The organism is Flavobacterium sp. Flavsp81 (assembly GCF_059491325.1).
This window is the reverse complement of sequence record NZ_CP168505.1, coordinates 1815062-1835765: the sequence shown is the minus strand read 5'-3', so window position 1 is coordinate 1835765 and position 20704 is coordinate 1815062. Positions and strand designations below refer to the sequence as shown.

General features: G+C 34.1%; 21 protein-coding genes. 9 read left to right on the top strand and 12 right to left on the bottom strand.

Annotated features, from left to right (window positions below; translation table 11 throughout):
* Positions 1–161: 161 nt before the first annotated feature.
* Both mqo and ACEN92_RS07360 read right to left on the bottom strand, forming a co-directional pair.
* Positions 162–1742 (bottom strand): malate dehydrogenase (quinone), encoded by a 1581-nt coding sequence (gene mqo, locus ACEN92_RS07365; protein WP_495641727.1) that lies wholly within the window; start codon positions 1740–1742, stop codon positions 162–164.
* Positions 1739–1993 carry a hypothetical protein gene (locus tag ACEN92_RS07360; RefSeq protein ID WP_495641726.1) on the bottom strand — a complete coding sequence of 85 codons (255 nt, stop codon included), beginning with the start codon at positions 1991–1993 and terminating at the stop codon, positions 1739–1741. The genes mqo and ACEN92_RS07360 overlap by 4 nt, the downstream gene beginning before the upstream one ends.
* A gap of 198 nt (positions 1994–2191) precedes the next feature.
* Here ACEN92_RS07360 and ACEN92_RS07355 point away from each other — a divergent pair, with 198 nt between their 5' ends.
* On the top strand, positions 2192–2359 hold the full coding sequence (locus ACEN92_RS07355; RefSeq protein ID WP_495641725.1) for a hypothetical protein: 168 nt from the start codon (positions 2192–2194) through the stop codon (positions 2357–2359).
* Between the two features lie 149 nt (positions 2360–2508).
* On the opposite strand, the gene ACEN92_RS07350 is transcribed toward ACEN92_RS07355, so the two are convergent.
* A complete protein-coding gene (locus tag ACEN92_RS07350) occupies positions 2509–2922 on the bottom strand; it encodes an acyl-CoA thioesterase (RefSeq protein WP_495641724.1) in 414 nt (137 codons plus the stop codon).
* 122 nt (positions 2923–3044) lie between these two features.
* Between ACEN92_RS07350 and ACEN92_RS07345 the strand changes: the two genes are divergently transcribed.
* From ACEN92_RS07345 to ACEN92_RS07315, 7 genes are all read left to right on the top strand, one after another.
* A complete protein-coding gene (locus ACEN92_RS07345) occupies positions 3045–3578 on the top strand; it encodes a YceI family protein (protein ID WP_495641723.1) in 534 nt (177 codons plus the stop codon).
* A 174-nt stretch (positions 3579–3752) separates the two neighbouring features.
* Complete coding sequence (locus tag ACEN92_RS07340; RefSeq protein WP_495641722.1) at positions 3753–4622, top strand: helix-turn-helix domain-containing protein; 870 nt, start codon at positions 3753–3755, stop codon at positions 4620–4622.
* Between the two features lie 131 nt (positions 4623–4753).
* Positions 4754–5593, top strand: coding sequence for an SDR family NAD(P)-dependent oxidoreductase (locus tag ACEN92_RS07335; RefSeq protein WP_495641721.1), 840 nt, complete (start codon positions 4754–4756; stop codon positions 5591–5593).
* 21 nt (positions 5594–5614) lie between these two features.
* On the top strand, positions 5615–6490 hold the full coding sequence (locus ACEN92_RS07330; protein ID WP_495641720.1) for a helix-turn-helix domain-containing protein: 876 nt from the start codon (positions 5615–5617) through the stop codon (positions 6488–6490).
* A gap of 139 nt (positions 6491–6629) precedes the next feature.
* Positions 6630–7322 (top strand): NAD(P)H-dependent oxidoreductase, encoded by a 693-nt coding sequence (locus ACEN92_RS07325; protein ID WP_495641719.1) that lies wholly within the window; start codon positions 6630–6632, stop codon positions 7320–7322.
* A gap of 39 nt (positions 7323–7361) precedes the next feature.
* On the top strand, positions 7362–7967 hold the full coding sequence (locus tag ACEN92_RS07320) for an NAD(P)H-dependent oxidoreductase (RefSeq protein WP_495641718.1): 606 nt from the start codon (positions 7362–7364) through the stop codon (positions 7965–7967).
* A gap of 28 nt (positions 7968–7995) precedes the next feature.
* Positions 7996–8601: an NAD(P)H-dependent oxidoreductase gene (locus ACEN92_RS07315; RefSeq protein WP_495641717.1), complete on the top strand. Its 606-nt coding sequence runs from the start codon at positions 7996–7998 to the stop codon at positions 8599–8601.
* A 162-nt stretch (positions 8602–8763) separates the two neighbouring features.
* Here ACEN92_RS07315 and ACEN92_RS07310 read toward each other — a convergent pair whose 3' ends face one another.
* From ACEN92_RS07310 to ACEN92_RS07300, 3 genes are all read right to left on the bottom strand, one after another.
* Positions 8764–9660 carry a helix-turn-helix domain-containing protein gene (locus ACEN92_RS07310; RefSeq protein WP_495641716.1) on the bottom strand — a complete coding sequence of 299 codons (897 nt, stop codon included), beginning with the start codon at positions 9658–9660 and terminating at the stop codon, positions 8764–8766.
* A 58-nt stretch (positions 9661–9718) separates the two neighbouring features.
* Positions 9719–10537: an SDR family NAD(P)-dependent oxidoreductase gene (locus ACEN92_RS07305; protein ID WP_495641715.1), complete on the bottom strand. Its 819-nt coding sequence runs from the start codon at positions 10535–10537 to the stop codon at positions 9719–9721.
* A gap of 105 nt (positions 10538–10642) precedes the next feature.
* On the bottom strand, positions 10643–11071 hold the full coding sequence (locus tag ACEN92_RS07300; protein WP_495641714.1) for a winged helix-turn-helix transcriptional regulator: 429 nt from the start codon (positions 11069–11071) through the stop codon (positions 10643–10645).
* Positions 11072–11353: 282 nt separating this feature from the next.
* On the opposite strand from ACEN92_RS07300, the gene ACEN92_RS07295 reads away from it, so the two are divergent.
* On the top strand, positions 11354–12358 hold the full coding sequence (locus ACEN92_RS07295; RefSeq protein WP_495641713.1) for an NADP-dependent oxidoreductase: 1005 nt from the start codon (positions 11354–11356) through the stop codon (positions 12356–12358).
* A gap of 464 nt (positions 12359–12822) precedes the next feature.
* Here the strand turns inward: ACEN92_RS07295 and ACEN92_RS07290 are convergent, their stop codons facing one another.
* Genes ACEN92_RS07290 through ACEN92_RS07265 form a run of 6 tightly spaced genes read right to left on the bottom strand, consistent with a single transcriptional unit; the run spans position 12823 to position 20696 of the window.
* Positions 12823–13260, bottom strand: a complete 438-nt coding sequence (locus ACEN92_RS07290; RefSeq protein ID WP_495641712.1) for a PaaI family thioesterase — start codon at positions 13258–13260, stop codon at positions 12823–12825.
* Positions 13261–13271: 11 nt separating this feature from the next.
* Positions 13272–14300, bottom strand: coding sequence for an NAD(P)/FAD-dependent oxidoreductase (locus ACEN92_RS07285; RefSeq protein ID WP_495641711.1), 1029 nt, complete (start codon positions 14298–14300; stop codon positions 13272–13274).
* Positions 14301–14344: 44 nt separating this feature from the next.
* Positions 14345–15148, bottom strand: coding sequence for an SDR family oxidoreductase (locus ACEN92_RS07280; protein WP_495641710.1), 804 nt, complete (start codon positions 15146–15148; stop codon positions 14345–14347).
* A gap of 21 nt (positions 15149–15169) precedes the next feature.
* Entirely contained in the window at positions 15170–18220 is a 3051-nt protein-coding gene (locus tag ACEN92_RS07275; RefSeq protein WP_495641709.1) for an efflux RND transporter permease subunit, read from the bottom strand.
* Between the two features lie 8 nt (positions 18221–18228).
* Positions 18229–19350 (bottom strand): efflux RND transporter periplasmic adaptor subunit, encoded by a 1122-nt coding sequence (locus ACEN92_RS07270; RefSeq protein WP_495641708.1) that lies wholly within the window; start codon positions 19348–19350, stop codon positions 18229–18231.
* 11 nt (positions 19351–19361) lie between these two features.
* On the bottom strand, positions 19362–20696 hold the full coding sequence (locus tag ACEN92_RS07265; protein WP_495641707.1) for a TolC family protein: 1335 nt from the start codon (positions 20694–20696) through the stop codon (positions 19362–19364).
* Positions 20697–20704 lie beyond the last annotated feature (8 nt).

The following is a 20704-nucleotide window of genomic DNA, read 5'->3' as shown; positions in this document are numbered from 1 at the left end:
AAAATGTTTTTTTAATTTCGAACTGTTTTAAACCAAATTTACTAACAGGTATTAACCAATGTATGTATTTGTTTTCTTGTATACAAAGAAAGCTCTTCTACAAAATCAAAAAACTTCCTCTAAAATTTAGCCGGAAGTTTTACAAATCAATATATAGTATATTAATGAAGCGTCTCTTTATGGATTTCTTTCCAGACTATTCCCAGTTTTTCACAATTATTTTTTCTTATTTTATTTGCCAAAGGGATATTATCCGATAGTTTTTGTCCATAAGACGGAATCATTTCTTTAATTTTTGCCTGCCATTTTGGAGTTTTTAATTCATTTTTATAGCACTGTTCAATTACTGTAAGCATAATCGGAACTGAAGTGGAAGCACCGGGCGATGCGCCAAGCAAAGCTGCAACACTGCCATCTGAAGCAGTAACAACCTCAGTTCCAAATTGCAGTATTCCGCCTTGGGTTGTTTCATCTATTTTTATTATCTGAACCCGTTGACCGGCGATTTTAAGGTTCCAGTCTTCCATTTTGGCTTTTGGAAAATATTCACGAAGTGCCGCTAATCGCTGTTCAGGTGTTAGCACAACTTGTTCAATTAAATATTTTGTAAGCGGAACATTATCAAGTCCGGCTTCTAACATGGGCCTGATATTATAGAAATTAAAAGATTCGGGTAAATCACCCCAGGTACCATTTTTTAAAAATTTAGAGGAGAAACCTGCAAAAGGGCCAAATAAGAGTTCCTTTTTACCATTAATAATTCGTGTATCAAGATGCGGAACAGACATAGGAGGGGAGCCAACGGAAGCTTTTCCATATACTTTGGCCTGATGCTGTGCTATTATTTTAGGATTATTGCACACCAGCCATTCTCCGCTGACAGGAAATCCGCCATAACCTTTTGCTTCCGGAATATAGGTTTTTTCAAGCAGGGGCAGTGTTGCACCACCAGCTCCAATAAAAACAAACTTTGCAGTGATTGTTTTAGTTTGGTTATTTTTTAAATCTTTGACATAAACTTTCCAGGTTCCATCATCATTTCTTTTAAAATTTGTTACCTCATGATTAAATTCCAATTTCATTTTACGGGCTTTGACGAGATTCGAAGCCAGTTCACTGGTCAATGTACCATAGTTTACATCTGTACCAATATCTATTTTTGTCGCAGCCACTTTTTGAGAAGGGTCTCGTCCGTCCATTATAAGCGGAATCCATTTCTTGATTTGTTTTTGATCATCAGAAAATTCCATTCCTGTAAAAAGTGGTTCTTTCTGAAGCGCCAAATATCTTTTTTTTAAGTATTTGACATTCTCTTCACCAGTAACAAAGCTCATATGAGGCGTTGGATTGATAAAGGAATGTGGAGGCCCAATTTTACCTTCGGACACTAAATAAGACCAGAATTCTTTTGAAATTTCAAACGATTCATTAATCTCAACAGCCTTATGTGTATCAATAGTACCGTCTTTGCGTTCAGGCGTATAGTTTAATTCACAAAGTGCCGAGTGTCCCGTGCCCGCATTATTCCATGCCGATGAACTTTCTTTACCAACGTCATCAAGCCTCTCGTAAGTTACAATAGATAATGAGGGATCAAGCTCGTTAAGCATATTGGCTAAAGTTATGCTCATAATTCCGCCTCCCACCAAAACCACATCTACTGTTTCTTCCGGATTATTTTTCTTATCAGTGCAGGATCCAAATATCAGAATCCATGACAAACAGATTATAGCTCTTTTCATTTTAAGCTGATTTCAATTAGAATGGCTATAATTTTTGAAAGGGAAAACAAAAACAGAAAAACGATTAATCCTGCCAAAAAGCTAAAGGCGGGTAGAATCCATCCTCCGATACCTCTTGGAGTCAATAAAAGATACAGAGTGCCTGTTAATGTACTCAATCCAATAAGGTAAGATAAAAATAAGAATACTGATGCCAATATTTTTAGTGTTTTTTGTTGTTTCAAAATATCATTCGAAGTTATAGAAGTCATGAGTAAGTATTTTATAAATTATTAATAATAAATTATTTGTGTTTCCTAAAGATAAATAAAATATTTTATCTCTGAATCCTAAAAATTGCGAAATTCAGGCAATGAATTATTCTTATGGATAAACAGTTCAATGCACTGATTGATTGTCTGTGTGTTTTTCTTTAATATATCTATAAAAGCTTAGGGTTTGAAACTATAATGCAAACAGAAAATTTTGCAACCGCATTAATAAATGTGACATTAAACGAGCATAGTTCTGCCAGTTATGAAATCAAGTATCCCTCAGCCTGGGATAAAATCATATTGAATGATTGGGCAAGAAGTTTGGTTGCTGATGCAGACGTTTTAATTTATGGCGGGAGTTAACCCTGATATTTTGCATTCTGAAATTGAAAATCTGATATTAAAAACGAAAGATAGCCTGAAAGATATTTTAATTGCCCTTAAACTTAATATTTAAGGGCTTTTTTTAATGAACATCCATAAAAACAAATTGAAGACATTATCATTTTCAATTAAATCTCTAATGGAGCCGCATCGGTTATGTTTTGCAACTCTTCAGGTAAATAGGGTCTTCCGCCGGTTGCTGCAACACATGTTCCTGTAAATACTGCTGTCGCCATTATTTTTCCGTCTTTTATTATAGATTGCTTAAAATGCAGACGAGGCAGGCCCTGAGCATCAGTAAATACAGAACAGGTAACATCAAAATTATCATTCTTTTTTAAAGACCGGATAAATTTAATGTTATACTGGGACAAAACCATATTTACGCCTTTGCCTGCCTGCTCTGTAAAATCAAAGCCCAATACCTCTCTAATATAATCATGGCGGCAATACTCCATATAAAAAGGGTAATATAATCCATCCATGATTCCTTGTACATCTATATGCTGGTCTTCAGCAGTATAATTTTTCGAATATTCCATACTATTAAATTAAGATTTGAATCTACTTGTAAACATACTTTTTTATAGCTTATTATCCTCTAAAATCCACTAAATAAATTTACCTTTATTGGAATACTATTCAGCAATTAAAAAAAGTAAAAATGAAAAAAATATGTTTTATAGTTTTGGCAGGAACAGCTTTGTTATTATCTGCTTTCACAATAAGCAAAACTATTAATTGGCAAATTAAAGAAGGGTATTCAATTAAATTTTCCGGCAGCTATGCTGAAGGAAGTTTTGAAAAAATAAAAGGAAGTATTTCTTTTGATGAAAATGATTTAGCAAGCTCTAAATTTTCTTTAAATGTTGAAGTAGGATCAATTGCAACCGGAAACTGGTTAAAAAACAGACATGCAAGAGGCGATAATTGGTTTAACGCAGAAAAATATCCTAATATCAATTTTGTATCAACTCAATTTACAAAAACAAATCATGGTTATTTGGTTGTTGGAAACCTTACTATGCACGGAGTTCAAAAAGAAATTACTATTCCGTTCACTTTTGTAAATAATATTTTCAAAAGCAGTTTTAGCGTAAACAGAATGGATTACAAAATTGGCACAATGGAAGGAATGTCTAAAAAAGTATCTAATCAAATTAAACTGACTGTAACAATACCCGTCACCAAAATTTAATTTGAGAGTAATTGTAGCATATTAGAAAGTCTTCGACCCCGCTTAGGATGACAATGATTTCTGAAAGTATAAAGATGTTTTACTCAAATTTATACTTTTGATTTATTTGTTTTTATATCAAATAAGAGTTAAATCAATTACATCAATGAGTAATAATTAATAGTTTTTTACAAAATGATTTACTTAAAAGATTTTATATCATTCAATGAATTGATTGGTTTACCTAAACCTTTGGATAACGATATTGATGTTGGCTATTATGATCCTCCACATATAAAAGTGTGTTCAGAACCTGTGATGGTGGATTTTTACCGAATTTCAATTAAAATTAAATACAGAAGTAAATCTACACCTGATGCGGAGCTGCTTTCCGCTGTTTTTTTCAACACGCCAAATTTAGTAATTGAACCGGGATGGGATGCAGAGCCAACCTATAAGGGAATGTATTTGCAATTGTCTAAAAAAGTTATAGAAGAAAATAGATTCTTATTCAAAACGTATCTGGATTATGGTCAACACGAAGCCTTATATTTAACTGAAGATGAGGTTCACGAAATCAGTGCTGTTTTTGAATTAATGGTTAAATATTATAAAGGCGAAAAAAAAGATTTTGGAGTTTTGCTTTCTTATGCAAATGTATTGATATGTTTGGTAGAAGCATTTTATAAAAGACAGTTTTCAACCGACCTAAAACAGTACAGCAGGATTGTAACGGATTTTCAACAAAGTTTAATAGATTATTACAACCAGCCTGTGAATCAGCTTCCAACAGTACAGTATTTTGCTGATAAATTAGGTTTGACAGCCAATTATTTAGGAGACATCATGAAGCATTTTATCCAAAAATCTGCAATAGAAAATATTCATGAATTTGTTATTAAAAAAGCTAAAGAACTAATAGAACAAAACAAAGGAATGAACACTACCGAAGTCGCTTATGATTTAGGTTTTGAATATCCCAATTACTTTTTTTCAAAATTTTTCAAAAAAATGGCAGGGTTCAGCCCTAAAGAATATCGTCTGCAGCTTAATAAAAAACTTTAAAACCAATAATAGTAAACGTTTTCAAAACAGCGTTTTCTGTATCAGTAATTTGTTTCTTTTTTATTGGTAATCTGTTTCCGAACCTCATAAAGTCAACTTTTATATTTGTACAATAATTTAAAGAGGACAAAATGAAAGAAAATAAAGTTTGGCTGATAACCGGTGCAAGCAGCGGAATAGGATTGGAAATTGCTAAAGCTGCACTTGCTGCGGGCAACAAAGTTATTGCAACCGGCAGAAATTTAAGCAAAGTAACAAAAGCATTTACCGACACTTCTGAAAATTTATTGGTGGTGCAGCTGGATGTTACAAATCCACAAGAAATTAGTGTTGGTATAAATACTGCAATTGAGAAGTTTGGAACGATCGATGTATTGGTCAATAATGCAGGTAATTTCTACGCAGGTTTTTTTGAGCAATTGAGTCAGGAACAGATAGAACGTCAAATCTCAACTAACTTATTTGGTCCAATGAATGTAACAAGGGCTGTTTTGCCAATTTTCAGAAAAAATAAATCAGGACACATTATAACAATTTCATCTACTGCCGGATTGGTGGGCTATGAACTTTGTACTGCCTATGCTACTTCTAAATTTGCATTAGAAGGCTGGATGGAATCTTTACAGTTGGAAGTGTTACCATTTGGGATCAATACGACTATTGTAAATCCGGGTTTTTTTAGAACTAATTTATTGGAGCCATCTTCAACAATATGGTCTGAAAACAAAATAGCAGATTACGCAGAGCGTACATCTATGCTTCGCCCGGCTTGGGAAAGTATAAGTGGTACACAAAGCGGCGACCCTGTGAAATTGGCTATGGCATTAGTTAAAATTGCCAGTGAAAACAATCCCCCAAAGCGCTGGATAGCTGGTGCAGACTGCATTGCGGAAGCAGAGAGAAAGATAAAAGAACTGCAAGAACAAGCAGATGCTTACCGTGACTTGTCTTCTTCTTTATCATTTGATTAATAATATTAAAAATTAATCTAAATGACCTTGTTCAAAGACATTGAATCGTTCAATAAATACCTCGGTTTACCAAAACCTTTAGACAACAACATTGATATTGGATATTATGATGTTCCTAATATGCGTTTAAAATCAGAATCTGTATCAATTGATTTTTACCGGATTTCGATCAAGAGCAATTTCATAGATAAATCTGCTTCGGACTTTAATCCTGACGAAAAGAAACCCGTTACGGCTCTTTTTTTCAATAGCCCTGAGGTATTGAACGGTTGGGATATAGAACCTGCATTCAATGGAATCTATTTACAGTTTTCTAAGAAATTCATTGATGATAACCGTTTTCTGTTCAAAAACTATTATGATTATGGAGAACATGAACCATTATTATTGCTTGAAAAAGAAGAGCAGGAAATCAGGACTATTTTTGGTTTGATGCTGAAATACTATGATACCAGAAAAGAAAATTTATCAGTGTTACTTTCTTATGTTCACGTTTTAGTTTCGTTGGTGGAATCATTTTATAAAAGACAATTTTTGTCAAATCCTGTACAGTATAGTCCTATCGTATCTGAATTTCAGCAGCTCCTGATCAATTATTACAATCAGCCAGTTAATCAGATCCCAACAGTTCAATACTTTGCAGAAAAATTAGGCTTGACACCAAACTATTTAGGCGATATTATTAAGCATTTTACCCAAAAGTCAGCGATTGAAAACATCCACGAGTTTGTTATGGTAAAAGCAAAGGAAATGCTCGAAAAAAGGAATGACTTAAATACCACAGAAATAGCTTATGCGCTTGGTTTTGAATACCCGAATTATTTTTCTAAATTTTTTAAAAAGCAGCTAAATCTCGCGCCAAAACAATATCGTTCACAAGTAGTAGTCAAAGAATAGTATATTATTTCAGTAAAAAAGACGCTTTTACAAAAACGCCTTTTTTTATAAGTAATTTGTTTCTTTTTTATTGGTAGAATGTTTCTTTCCATTTTTTTTATGGCCTATATCTTTGTCTAATAATTAAATAGGACAAGTAATGAAGATAAAAATCATTTTTCTAATAGTGATAACGATGTTATCATTCGGAATGAAATCAATTGGACAAACGACACCGTCAAAAGAAGCAATTAAACCCAAAACGGTATTAATAATCAATACGCATTTAACCTATCCGGGTTTATCGGAAGGTAAGCTAAATAAAGCTTTTTTTGATAAGGCTAAAGAATTCTTCCTTTCACAAAACTTTAAAGTTTTGGAAACAAAGATCGAGAGCGGTTATAATATTGATGAAGAAGTAGAAAAACATTTGCAAGCCGACATCATTATTCTGCAGACTCCCGTAAACTGGATAAGTACACCCTGGATTTACAAAAAATATGTAGATGAAGTTTTTACCAGCGCAATGTTTAGTAAAAAATTTCTTTCAGGCGATGGGCGCTCAGAAAGAGACCCTTCCAAACAATATGGGACAGGCGGAAAAATGCAAGGGAAAAAATTTATGATTTCTGCAACCTGGAATGCTGCTGAAAAGGATTTTAATGACCCGGCACAGTATTTATTTCAAGGTAAAAAACCAGCCGATGTATTTTTTAATGTCACAACCAATTATCGCTTTTCGGGTTTTGAAATTCTGGATGGCTATAACTGTTTTAATGTTTTTCATAATACACATATCAAGCAGGATTTAGAGAATTATCCAATTCATTTGAAAAAAGTTTCAGGCTTATAAATTAACTCAGAGAAGACAATTTAAATCATAATAATTACAATGGAAAATAACAAAAAAGTATTGTTGATCAATACTCATTTAACCTATGCCGGCTGGACGGAAGGAACCTTAAATAGTTCATTTATTCAGAAGGCAAAAGACTTTTTTGAAGCGAAAAGTTTTGAAGTTTTAGAAACAAAAATTGAAAATGGTTACAATGCTGACGAAGAAGTAAAAAAACATATGGAAGCAGAGATTGTAATTTTACAAATGCCTGTAAATTGGTTTGGTGCACCCTGGATTTACAAAAAGTATGTTGACGAAGTATTCAATAGCGGACTGATGAGTAAATCATTTTTAACAGGTGATGGCAGAACACCTGAAGATCCAACAAAACAATATGGAACAGGCGGACTTTTACAAGGAAAAAAGTTCATGATATGTGCCACCTGGAATGCTCCGGCAGAAGCATTTGACAATCCTGAACAAAAATTGTTTGAGGGTAAAAGCACAGCAGAATTTTTCCTGTCAATAACAAGTAATTATCGCTTTTGTGGTGCCGAAACTTTGCCCGATTATAATTGCTTTGATATTTATAAAGAAGGAGATATTACAAATGATCTTAATAATTATCCTTCTCACCTGGAAAAAGTTTTAAACTTATAAAACGATACAAAAAAACACCAATAATACGATGGAAAACAATAAAAAAGTATTGCTCATTAATACACATTTAACCTATGCCGGCTGGACAGAGGGAACTTTGAATAATTCATTTATTCAAAAAGCAAAAGATTTTTTTGAAACAAAAGGTTTTGGAGTTTTAGAAACAAAAATTGAAGATGGATACAATGCTGATGAAGAAGTAGAAAAACATTTTGAAGCAGATATTGTGATTCTCCAAACCCCTGTAAATTGGTTTGGGGCACCCTGGATTTACAAAAAATATGTTGATGAAGTATTTAATAGTGGTTTTGCAAGTAAAAAATTACTCCTCGGTGATGGCAGAACAAGAGAAGACGCTGCAAAACAATATGGTTCCGGCGGACTGATGCAAGGAAAAAGGTTTATGATATGTGCCACCTGGAATGCACCAGCTGAATCATTTGACAATCCTGCAAATAAGACATTTGAAGGAAAAGGAGTGACAGATATTTACTTACCCATTACAAGTAACTACCGTTTTTCAGGCTACGATATTGTAGATAGTTACAACTGTTTTGATATATTCAGAAGTAACGATATAGAAAAAGACCTTGAAAAATATCCGGTTCATTTGGCAGAAGTTTTCGGTATATAACCGAGGGAAAACTATAACAAACAATTTTTTTAACCCTTTTTGCATTCAGATGGCTTTTTGCCAGTAAAAGTTGAATTTAAAAAGCCTTCAAAATTATTAATTTTGAAGGCTTTTATTCGAAATTGATTGAAAGCAGAAATGATTTTAAAATATGTTAAATTATTAATTTAAATTTTGCTCTCTGAATATATTAGGCGTAATTCCAACCTCTTTTTTAAACAAACGCGAAAAGTACGTAGCATTTTCAAACCCCAGAGAAACAGAAATTTCGGTAATGTTCATTTTTCCTTCCCTCAATAAATTTTTTGCTTCTGAAATCAAATAAAGATGAATAAGTTCCAAAGCTGTCTTTCCGGTTTCCTGTTTTAGCATATCACTCAAATAACGTGGAGAAATATTTAGTTTTTCAGCCATATAACTAACCGTAGGAAGTCCTGAATCATTATTTCTTCTATTTTCAAAATACGAAGAAAGGATATCATTAAACCTGGTAAATGTTGCCCCGGATAATTCCTCACGATTGATAAACTGTCTTTTGTAAAAGCGCTGTGCATATTTAAGCATCGTGTTAAGATGACTGAGAATAATCGTTTTGCTGTAATCATCAACGTTATTGTGGTATTCTTTTTCCATCGCATACACCAGATTCCAAACTGTTTCTTCTTCACTGGGCGAAAGGTGCAGCGCCTCATTTACTTCGTATTCAAAATAAGCATATTTCTTGATTTCATTATGCAAAGTTGTTCCTGATAAAAAATCCTCGTGGATGAGGATTACGAAACAGTCTTCCTCTAAACGAATATTTTTACATCCGGTAATCTGTCTCGGCTTGATGAATGACATTTTCCCCTGGTTATGATCGTATTTTGTTTTTCCGTATTGCATACTTCCAGATTCGACCTTTTTGAAAATAATGATATAAAAGTCAGCAGTAAATTCAGAGTCATTGCCAACACTACAACATTCCATATTGCCCCGGGAAATATAAAACAACGGATGCTCGGGAGCCTTAAGTCCGATAGCCTGATTGTAACTACTTATTTTATCGAAATGATTCATCTGTTTAATTTTAAAAGAAATGCAGAACCCGACGAATCGGATTCTGCAAATTTAAACTTTATTTTCCATGTGCCGCTTCAGAAACGTCCTGCCATTCTTCCCAGGTTTTCAAACGTTCACCATAAGCGTATTTAGTCCATTGTACACCAGCTTTGCCTAAAAGCAATCTTAACGGAGGGTTTTCTGAATCTACCAGTTTTAAAACAGCTCCTGAAGTTGCTTCAGGGACACCATAATCTTCTTTTTTGTTTCCTTCCTGAAGTGCTGTTTTTACAGCATCATACTGTGGCAAAGGCTTACTTTGTATAGCAGAAGATACGCCAAAATCGGTTTCATAGCCATTTGGTTCTACAAGAGTGACTTTGATTCCGAAACCTGCAACTTCAGCAGCCAAAGATTCAGTCAGGCCTTCAACAGCAAATTTAGAAGCACTGTAAATCCCTAAAGTAGGCAATGCAATAACACCCAAAACACTTGAAACCTGAATGATATGACCTGATTTTTGTTCACGCATAATAGGAATAACTGCCTGAGTAACCCAAATCAATCCAAGTACATTAGTCTCAAACTGTGCACGGATTTCCTGCTCTTCCAATTCCTCAATGGCACCAAAATGCCCGTATCCCGCATTATTAATCAATACATCAATTGCTCCAAAATGACTTTTTGCTTTTGAAACCGCTTCAAAGGATGCTTTTTTATCAGTTACATCTAATTGCAGGACCAATAAATTTTGTTGATATTCTGACGCCAAATCCTTTAGTGATTCTGTATTTCTTACTGTTGCTACAACATTGTCGCCACGTTTTAAAAATGCTTCAGTCCAAATTTTCCCCAATCCACGGGATGCTCCTGTTATAAAAATTGTTTTTTTCATTGTAATAATTTTATTGTTTTAATATCAAGGCAAATCTCCGTTAATTGCAGCTATCGATTATGATACAAAAGTGGGTAATAATGGAACGTTTTAACGAAACATAATTTATTTACATAAGGGTGCAATTTGTTTCTTTAATTGTCGTGTCGTTACCTTAATAAATTCGTTCTTATCTTTTTTTGCTTCCTTTATCATTACTTTTAAGTCGGCTGGAATGTCAAAATACTTTTCTGCCCACAAATGAACTTCTACAATTATTGGTAATAAGTCTATTGCCTTTTGAGTAAGTTTATATAACACTTTTGCCTTACTGTCCGGGTGTTCTAACTTTTCGATGAGTTTGTTATCTTCTAAACTTTGAAGTCTTGATGCTAAAATGTTTGTCGCTATACCTTCTGCTGATTTTAAAAAGTCACCATAAGTTGATTTATTAGCAAACATCATATCTCTAATAATCAATAGTGACCATTTATCGCCAAAGATGTCAAGTGAACAACTGATTGGGCATTGGGATCTTTTTTTAACTGTTTTCATTCTCTTATTTATAAAATTTTTAAAAATAATTTAAAATAATCACTTGCATTTTAAAAGTTATTTATATTTTTACACTTGCAAAACGAAAGTAAATTTACAAATAAATAGTCAAAGTATAAAATGAAACAAACAATTTTAATTTGCTTCGTCAGGCTTTGGTTTGATAGAAGACCAAAATCCAGCCATCTTGTTGGCAAAGGTGTTTCGTTGTTTTTGGCAATTCAGCATTTCACTTATAAAACATTTGAAAAATCATTAATCAAAATTTAAATAATAATAAAAATGAAAGCATTCATAGTAAAACGCTACGGCAAAAAAGAAAAATTACATTTAACTGATTGGGCAGAACCAACAGTAAATGAAAATGAAGTATTGGTTCAAATCAATGCAGCAGCCATAAACTTGTCAGATACACTTCTTAAAAATGGCGACTTTAAACTATTTCTGCCCTACAAAACACCTTTTGTCAATGGACAGGATATGGCAGGTGTTGTTACAAAAGTAGGTGCAAAGGCTGCTAAATTTAAAGTTGGCGATGAAGTATATGCAAGACCATCTGATTTTAAAATTGGCACTTTTGCAGAATATATTGCTGTAAATGAAAATGATTTGGCTTTAAAACCGAAAAATCTTTCAATGGAAGAGTCTGCCTCTATTCCTGTGGTTGGGCTTACTTCTTGGCAAGTACTTGTTAAAATTGCAAAACTCAAAAAGGGTCAAAAAGTATTTATTCAAGCAGGTTCTGGTGGTGTTGGTACATTTGCTATTCAACTGGCAAAACATATTGGTACTTATGTTGCTACCACCACAAGTACAACAAATATTGAATGGGTTAAAAGTTTGGGTGCTGATTTAGTAATTGATTACAAAAAAGAAGATTTTGTCAATATTTTAAAAGACTATGATGTTGTGCTACATAGTAATAAAGATGCAAAAGTGCTTGAAAATTCTTTGAAAATTTTGAAACAAGGTGGTACATTGGTTTCTCTTACAGGTCCTCCAACAGCCGAATTTGCCAAAGAAATTGGTTTGGGTTGGCATTTACAAATGCTCACCAATTTGCTGAGTTTTTCTGTAAGACGAAAAGCAAAAAAATTGAATGTCAATTTTAAGTTTTTGTTTATGAAGCCAGAAGGCAAACAATTAAGCGAAATTACAGCTTTGATTGAAGCAGGAAAAATCCGTCCAATAATTGATAAAGTATTTCCTTTTGAACAAACCAACGAAGCAATGTCTTATGTTGAAACTGGTCGTGCCAAAGGAAAAGTTGTTGTCAAGATAAGGTAGTTTGCCTGTTTGCTGAGTGTTTGAACCGTCGCTCATAGGGTGACGGCTAACATTTGCGCCAGCCTTTAGATTGAAATAACTTTGCAGTTTCTTTTCCAATGCCACTGCTTGCACCAGTAATTAAAATTGCTTTGTTTTCTTGCGAAGGAGTATTATCTGCAGTTCATTTTTTTGTTGTCATTTTTTTAAGTTTAAATTATTATGCAAATTTCAAGAAACTTTTAATTGTGGTATTAGCCAAATCTCTGAATGATGTATCCAAATCAAGGTTTTTTAAATTCTAATCCCTGATACATTTTAAACGTATCAGGCAATCAAATTTTAACAAATTTAAGAAATAAGGTTTATTTTTTTGTGTATATTCAAATACTATAAAGAGCCTAAAAGAATATAAACTATTGCCATGTATTCAAGGATGATAAAGGCTGAAGTACAAATTTCAATAAGTTGTATACAGAATGTGTCTACATGATTATCTTCATTTCACTTATAACAAGATTTGATGTTGCGGAGGCTATAATTCTTTTTGAACTAAACATATCAGCTTTTACATTGATTACAGATTTTCCTCTTTTTACAACATTTGTTTTTACGATTATAGTATCTCCTTCTTTTACCGCACCAAAAAATTCCACGTTTAGATTAATAGTAGGGAAGAAATTTTCTGTGCCCAAAATCATGAAATTAACACCTATACAATCATCAAACATTCCACAAATAACTCCACCATGAAGTGTGCCAGCAGGATTAGTCATCTCTTTTCTTACCTCAAATTGAAATTCAACTGAATTTTCATCAACAGAAATCACCGTCCCATTCAGCCATTTGGCGAATGGGGACGGGCTTCCTGAAAATGGTTTACCAATGAAACTTTGAAGTAGCTGAAGTCTTTTATTTTCCATACATTTTTTATTTATTTAGCTAAAAAATCTTCTTCTGCCATTGCATTATTTAAGAATACTCCTGTATTATTCCCTGTCGATACAGCATATGATACAGCACGAATAGGATTGGTACTGTCTCCACAAGCGAAAACGTTATCCACTGTTGTTTTCTGAAATGCATCCACTTTGATAAGTCCCTGTTCTGTCAATTCACAACCCAATAATTCGGGGATTTTACAGTGTTGTTCAAATGGAGGTCTTGAATAGATAGCTTTCAATTCAAAACTTGAATTGTCTGAAAAAATTATTTCTTCAACAACACCGTTTTTGTGTTTCAATGAAGCGATTTCCTTTTCAACTATTGAAATATTGTGTCTTTTGATTTCATCGGTTTGCTCTTGTGTCAATTCCGATTTTCCATTGGTAAATAGGGTTAAATCCTTTGTCCAGTTACGAATGAGTCGAGCTAAATGAAATGCACCATATCCATTTGCCAATATCCCTGTTTTTTGATTCTTTACTTCATATCCGTGGCAATAGGGACAATGAATTACGGTGATTCCCCAACATTCAGAAAATCCATCAATGTTTAGCATTTTGTCTTTTAAGCCTGTTGCAAAAATGAGTTTTTTAGCTGAAAATAATTTCCCTGATTGCGTTGAAATCTCAAAGCCTTTATCGGTTTTCATTCCATTAACGGCAAGGTCAGTTACGAATTTTACTGTGTCGTATTTCAACACTTCTCTTTTTGCTTTTTCCGCAATAACGCCTGGTTTTTCTCCGTCCTGCGTAATGAAGTTATGTGAATGAGGTGTTTGTCGGTTACAAGGCAAACCGCTGTCAATGATTAGAACATTTCTTAATGCCCGTCCCAAAGCCATTGCTGCCGAAAGTCCTGCATAGCTTCCGCCAACTATGATTACGTCAAAATTTTTATTATCTGTCATTTCGTTAAAATTTAAGAATGTTGTTAATGGAAAAGGTAAAGCTAAAACTGATAAAGCAAGTCCACTTTGTTTAATTAGTTCTCGTCTTGATATTTTTTTCGCTTCGACCATTTGTTTTAGATATATAAATTATTTGATGGGCAGCATAAATTTATTTATTTTGCCGATCTTACACTTTTATGAATTGCATTTTCAAACATTGGATAGGCGTAATTATTAAGGAATAGTACCATTCCTGCCATTTTTCCTACGATGTTCCGGAATTTTGGTTCTTTGGCATTTATCACTTTAATAATTTTGTCAACTATTACAGAAGGCTCATCTCCATTTGCCAAACCATTTTTGATATACTTATTCACTTGCTCTTTATAGTTCTTGTATTCTGTTATATTTCCATCAACAGAAATCATATTTGTGCCAAGATTTGTTTTTGCCCACATAGGCTGTACCATACTAACCTTGATATTAAATTGGCTTACCTCAAAACGCAATGACTTAAAGAATCCTTCTAAGGCATGTTTGGATGCAGCATATATTGGGTGCATAGGTAAAGATATAAGCCCCATCATTGAGCTCACTGTAATAATTTGACCAAATTTTTGTTTCCTGAAATAAGGCAAAATTGCTTTTGTTACATTTACTGTTCCCCAAAAATTAGTTTCAAATTGAAGTTTTCCTGCCTCTGTTGAAGTTTCCTCTGCTAATCCAGTGAGCATATAACCCGCATTATTCACCAGAACATCTAATTGCTTTACGGTTTCAAATAGTTGCTTTGTAAATTCTTCTATCGATTTTTCATCTGTAACATCTAAAGCCAAAACCTTGAAAGGAACTGTGGCTTGCAGTTTTTCTGCATTTCTACTAGTACCAATTACATGGTGTCCTTCTGTGTACAACTTGTTTGCTAACATCAATCCAAAGCCTGATGATGCTCCTGTTATTAAAATTGTTTTTTTCATTTTATAAATATTTAATAGTTGTTATTCTTTTTCTAAACTTGGCGGTATTAGTTTATACATTACCGGTGTTACAATTCTTGCAAGGATTGTTGAACTTATCAACCCGCCAATTAGCACAATCGCCAATGGAGATATTTGAGGATTGGGATTCACCGCCAGGGGAATCAAACCACAGATTGCGGTAACTGATGTCAAGACTACCGGAAGAAAACGGGTTTCTCCTGCAATAGCAATCGCTTCGTCAATGGACTTTCCTTCTTGTCTTAATTGATTTGTAAAATCGACCAGAAGAAGGGAGTTTTTGACCTGAATTCCCGACAATCCAATGAAACCGATAATAGAAACCAACGACATTGGATTCCCAGATGCTATTAAAAATAATACACCTCCTAAAATACCTAATGGAATGATTGACATTACGATAATGATTCCTTTAAATGTTTTAAATTGAAGCAATAAAACAGCAATAAATAAGAACGTACTCAATATAATTACAGAAAGAAAGTTACCTCCCAAGGCATCACCTTCTGATTCTTTTTCTCCGGATAGTTTATAATAATAACCTTTTGGCATTTCAAGTTTATCCAATTTTGGTATAATATCTACCAGCAGGTCATTTGCTAAATAACCATCTTTTGTCATGGCACTGACTTTAGAAAAGGGGGATTTATTAAAGTGGTTTATTGCTGTTGGTGCTGTTTCAAAAGATACTGTTGCAATTTGATTCAATGCAATTGGTGTTCCCTGAACATTATTTACATATAAATTTTTCAGTGCATCAAGATTAGAAAACTTATCCCTTGGTAAAGTAATGGTCACGTTTCTTGCATCTCCACGGTCGTCTATATAATCTCCAACTGTTAAACCGGCAACAGCAAGTCGAATTACTTTATCGACCTCACTGGTCAGTACACCCAATGTTCTCGCTTTTTCTTTATTAATCTTTACTTTGACATCGGTTTTATAGGTATTCAACTCGTTGTTGATATAAACTGTTCCTTCCTGATTTCTCAGGATAGTTTCTACCTGAGAAGATAACTTACGTAAAACCGCTTGGTCTTCGCCGAATAACCGCACTACGATATTAGCTTCCAATGGCGGTCCTTGTTCAAAATCTTTTACCTCCACTTTAGCATAAGGCATCGTTTTAAATTTTTCACGCAATTCTTGTATAAGACTAGTTTTATCTGAAGGTTTTGCTTCATCGTCCAATTGCACGAAAATTTGGGCAAAATCAGATTTTCTGTCCTGAGGATGCACGTTGTAGTAAATCTGCGGGTTTCCGTGTCCCACATTTGAAGTGTAAAAAATAATTTCTTTGTGGTTTTTCAATTCTTTTTCCACAAGTTTTGTCACCCTGTCACTTTCCGAAATATTAGCTTGAAGTGGCATTTTTATGTTGATTAAAAACATTGGTTTTTCCGAAGTTGGGAACAATTTAAATCCGGCTACCGAAAACAATCCAAAAGCAATAACACTTAAAAACAGAGAGATGGCAATAGTCGTTTTTGGAAATTTCAATGCTTTTGGCATAATATCCCTGTAAGCTCTGGTAAGAAACTTTTGCAAATATTGAAGAAAGATGTTTCCTTGAGCGTGTTCGTGTGTTTTTAAAAATCGGCTTCCCAAAAACGGAACCAATGTCAGCGCCACAATCATAGAAGCCAGTACACTTGTGATAACTGCCATAGGCAAGCTTTTTAGAAACTCACCTGCCATATCAGGAAGAAAAGCCAGTGGTAAAAAGGCTATAACCAAAGTAGCCGTAGTACCTACAACCGCAATACCTATCTGCTGTGTACCTTTTAAAACGGCATCCATTTTAGAATGTCCTTCACGGAGCCAGCGCTCTATGTTTTCGACAACCACAATACTGTCGTCGACCAGTAATCCTAAAGCGACCACCAACCCCACAATACTCAATTGGTTTAAGGAATATCCCAAGGCATTCAGTGCAATTAATCCCAAAGCCAGTGACAGCGGTATGGATATCATAACAATAAGCGACGCTCTTCCTCCTAATGGAATTAATGTGATAACAACCAAAAGAATAGCTAATCCAAAATCAAAACCTAAATGTCCCAAACGCTTTGATACCATATCGGCCTGGTCAAAGTTTTTTATTAGTTTGATGTTAGCAGGCAAATCTTTAGAAAATGCATCTATTAGTGGCAAATATTCTTTTTGAACATCGCTAATGTTTACATTGTCTTTCATTCCGGCAGTAACCAAAACGCATCGGTGTCCGTTAATTCTTGTAATATGATTTACAACTTCAGATTTATAGTTTACTTCGGCTACATCTTTCATATAGATGATTTTTCCGTTGGCATTGTAAACCACCGTATTGGCAACATCATCTGCATTTTTGAATTTACCACTTGTTTTTACGTTGAATACTTTGGTACCCAAATCAATACTTCCACCAGGAATATCGGCAGCTTCACTTTGTAAACTTCCCATTACTACATTTAATGGGATTTTTAATTGTGCTAATTTTTCCAAATTCAAATCCACCCGAATTTCCTGTTCCGGAATTCCTGAGTATTTCACTTCTTTAAGATTGGTTATTTTTTCAATTTTTGCCTTTAGTTTATCTGCTTCATCACGCAATTTTTTGTCGGATGCATTTTCGGAAACCAAGGCTACCTGAAGAATTTTTACATCCGAAGACGAATTTTTTTCGGTTTTTATCTGATAAATATCTTTCGGAAGTTCGCTATTCTTGAGGGCATTCATTTCAGTAGATATTTCCTGATATTTATTGTCAATATCCACTCCATATTTGAATTTTACCTGAAAAGCGGCTACGCCATCTTCTACGGTTGTTAGTATTTTTTCGATATTTTCCAATCCGTAAATCTTATTTTCAATAGGTTTTACGACTTGTTCCTCCATATCTTTTGGACTCGTACCGGGATAAATAACGGTAATCAAATATTGTGGCGGATGTGTTGAAGGATCCTCCGATCTTGGCATTGTGAATAAGGTAAGGATCCCTACCACAGCAACTAATAGCGCCAGAATCAGTGTGAACTGATAATTCTTAACGGAAAAGTTTGTAATTTTCATACGATTCGTTATTTAATGATTTTGATAGTTGATTGTTCGTTGAGATAAGCACTGTTGGAAATAACAATTTGATCGGTTTTTTGAAGCCCGTCTTTGATAGATACTTTGTCCTTTTCAAATTTATTAATCGTAACAGGCTGGCGTTTTACTTTGTTGTTTTCTACAATAAATACAAAGGCTTTATTTCCGTCGGCTTCAATAAGTGAATTATAAGGAATGATGATAAAATCTTCGGCTTTATCTGCTTTAATTTCTGCCTTTCCAAACATACCAACTGCAGGCTTGCTGTTTTTCATATTCAGTCTTAATTCTACCTGAAAAGAACCCAATGCAGCATCTGCCGCTTGCGACTTTCTAAAAACAGAGGCATCAAAACTTTCGTCAGGATAGCCATCAAGGGTAACAGTCGCTTTTTGACCTATTTTTACAGCTGCCCATTCTTGGTCTGTCAGGCCGACTTTTAGCAAATAATTGTTGTTTTGGCGGGTTTCGTTTATTGCCAAAATTGGAGATCCTACACTCACAACTTCACCTTCATTAGCAATTTTTGAAGTAACAAAACCATCGGCTGTGGCATAAATTTTTGCATAACGGGCATTAAAAGCAACGGCATCTTTCTGTTTTTTGGCAATGTCAAGAGCTGTTTTTGTGTTTTGAAGCTGCTCTAAAGTATATACGCTGTCTTTATAAAGGTTTAAAGCCCGGGTATAATCACGCTCGTATTTCTTAACATTCAAATCAGATTGATTCAGGCCTGAACCGATTTCGGTTGCGTCTAAAGTTGCCAAAAGTTGTCCTTTTTTGAAAAACTGTCCTTCTTCCACAAAAATATGGTTGACAACTCCACCAATTTTGAACGAGTAATTGGCTTGATTTTCTGTTGTTACCAATCCTGATGCACTTATATTATTCGTAAGTGCCAAAGATTCGGCAGTTGCAGTTTTAATGGAAATAACATCTGCAGCTTCGAAAGGTGTGTGTCCTTTTTTTTCTTCTTTGCAAGCGAAGAAGAGAGGTAATGCGAATAGGGAAATAATTATTGATTTATTACTCATAAGTGTAAAATTGTTTTTTTGGTATTCGTGACCCGAGCCTGAAAGGCGAACGGATGTAATAATCTTTGATTTCATGATCTTAATTTTTAATTGTTTAAAGTAAAAGTTGCATTGGCTCTTTCTAATTCTGCAAAAGCGATCCAGGAATTATAAAGGGCTATATTGGTATTAAGTTGGGCATTTACCCATTGATTTTGTGCATCCAGAAGTTCAATGTAGATAGCCTGACCTTCTTTATATAATTTAGTTATATCCTCATTATATTTTTTGGCGGATTCTTTTTGATTTTTATCAGCGTAGAATTGCTCCAAAGCAGATTTTAAATTATTCCGGGAAACCTGAAACTGAAGCAGTAACTGCTGTTTTACATTGTCGATTTGCGAACTTATTTTTTTACTGTCCTCTTCAGTTTGTTTGAGTTTGTATTTGTTTTTGTTTCCTGAAAAAATATTCCATTCTAAACCTACTCCTGCAAAATAGTAGCGTGATTGTTTGTTTACTTCAAAATCAAAATCCTGAATTCCAAAATCAGCAAAACCATTCACCTTTGGAAACCAATACGACTGCGTGAGTTTGCTTACATTATCGTTTATTTCTTTTGCCTGGGTGAGTTTTTTTAATTCTTCCCTGTTTTGAGTATTCTCTGAAACAGCGTCAATTGGTGGCGTTTCATTTTCATCGATTTCAATTACAGCATCCAGCTTTTCATTAAGCAAAAAATTAAAATAAGACCTGGCATTATTACTGTTTTGCTTTGCCGTTTCAAGGTTTGCCTGTATGCGTATTACCTCATTATCACTTCGTAAGACAGCTGTACGGTTTATCTTTTCATTTTTAAATAAGGATTTGTTTACTCGTTGGTTTTCTTTAACCAATGCTAAAGCATCCTCATAAATTTTAATTCCTTCAATCGATTGAAGGTATTTGTAATAGGCTATTTTTATTTCCTTGGCTAATTCCCTTTGATATATTTCCAGTTCTATTTTTTGTAATGAAGTCTGCTGGTTTTTGATTCTCTTGTTATAAATAATTTCAAAATTCAGCAAAGGCATTGTGGTATGAATTTTAGCATCATAGAAATTATCCGGATTAATTAGAACAGACTGGTTCTCTAAAGTTGGAAAAGCATTCGAATTTGTAATTTGATTCAAAGTGTTGTATACCGGATTCAGCATATCGCCAATCGGAATATCAATTGTTCTTCCTCCTTCAGCCTTGGTATAACTTCCATTTAAGGAAACGGTAGGGTAGAACAGGGAGCGCGCTTCTTTTAAAGCATACATACTTTTGTTAATGTCAAAGTTATGCTGCTTTATTACTTCGTTATTTTTTAATCCGGTTTCAATGTAACCGTCTAGTTTACTCTGGGAATATCCATAATACCCAAGTAAAATTGTCATTAGAATTAGTGTTTTTTTCATTTTATCAC

Bases quoted from the DNA above. Each gene is read 5' to 3' on its own strand.
- mqo (WP_495641727.1), bottom strand. From the start codon at position 1,742: ATGAAAAGAGCTATAATCTGTTTGTCATGGATTCTGATATTTGGATCC.
- ACEN92_RS07360 (WP_495641726.1), bottom strand. From the start codon at position 1,993: ATGACTTCTATAACTTCGAATGATATTTTGAAACAACAAAAAACACTA.
- ACEN92_RS07355 (WP_495641725.1), top strand. From the start codon at position 2,192: ATGCAAACAGAAAATTTTGCAACCGCATTAATAAATGTGACATTAAAC.
- ACEN92_RS07350 (WP_495641724.1), bottom strand. From the start codon at position 2,922: ATGGAATATTCGAAAAATTATACTGCTGAAGACCAGCATATAGATGTA.
- ACEN92_RS07345 (WP_495641723.1), top strand. From the start codon at position 3,045: ATGAAAAAAATATGTTTTATAGTTTTGGCAGGAACAGCTTTGTTATTA.
- ACEN92_RS07340 (WP_495641722.1), top strand. From the start codon at position 3,753: ATGATTTACTTAAAAGATTTTATATCATTCAATGAATTGATTGGTTTA.
- ACEN92_RS07335 (WP_495641721.1), top strand. From the start codon at position 4,754: ATGAAAGAAAATAAAGTTTGGCTGATAACCGGTGCAAGCAGCGGAATA.
- ACEN92_RS07330 (WP_495641720.1), top strand. From the start codon at position 5,615: ATGACCTTGTTCAAAGACATTGAATCGTTCAATAAATACCTCGGTTTA.
- ACEN92_RS07325 (WP_495641719.1), top strand. From the start codon at position 6,630: ATGAAGATAAAAATCATTTTTCTAATAGTGATAACGATGTTATCATTC.
- ACEN92_RS07320 (WP_495641718.1), top strand. From the start codon at position 7,362: ATGGAAAATAACAAAAAAGTATTGTTGATCAATACTCATTTAACCTAT.
- ACEN92_RS07315 (WP_495641717.1), top strand. From the start codon at position 7,996: ATGGAAAACAATAAAAAAGTATTGCTCATTAATACACATTTAACCTAT.
- ACEN92_RS07310 (WP_495641716.1), bottom strand. From the start codon at position 9,660: ATGAATCATTTCGATAAAATAAGTAGTTACAATCAGGCTATCGGACTT.
- ACEN92_RS07305 (WP_495641715.1), bottom strand. From the start codon at position 10,537: ATGAAAAAAACAATTTTTATAACAGGAGCATCCCGTGGATTGGGGAAA.
- ACEN92_RS07300 (WP_495641714.1), bottom strand. From the start codon at position 11,071: ATGAAAACAGTTAAAAAAAGATCCCAATGCCCAATCAGTTGTTCACTT.
- ACEN92_RS07295 (WP_495641713.1), top strand. From the start codon at position 11,354: ATGAAAGCATTCATAGTAAAACGCTACGGCAAAAAAGAAAAATTACAT.
- ACEN92_RS07290 (WP_495641712.1), bottom strand. From the start codon at position 13,260: ATGGAAAATAAAAGACTTCAGCTACTTCAAAGTTTCATTGGTAAACCA.
- ACEN92_RS07285 (WP_495641711.1), bottom strand. From the start codon at position 14,300: ATGGTCGAAGCGAAAAAAATATCAAGACGAGAACTAATTAAACAAAGT.
- ACEN92_RS07280 (WP_495641710.1), bottom strand. From the start codon at position 15,148: ATGAAAAAAACAATTTTAATAACAGGAGCATCATCAGGCTTTGGATTG.
- ACEN92_RS07275 (WP_495641709.1), bottom strand. From the start codon at position 18,220: ATGAAAATTACAAACTTTTCCGTTAAGAATTATCAGTTCACACTGATT.
- ACEN92_RS07270 (WP_495641708.1), bottom strand. From the start codon at position 19,350: ATGAAATCAAAGATTATTACATCCGTTCGCCTTTCAGGCTCGGGTCAC.
- ACEN92_RS07265 (WP_495641707.1), bottom strand. From the start codon at position 20,696: ATGAAAAAAACACTAATTCTAATGACAATTTTACTTGGGTATTATGGA.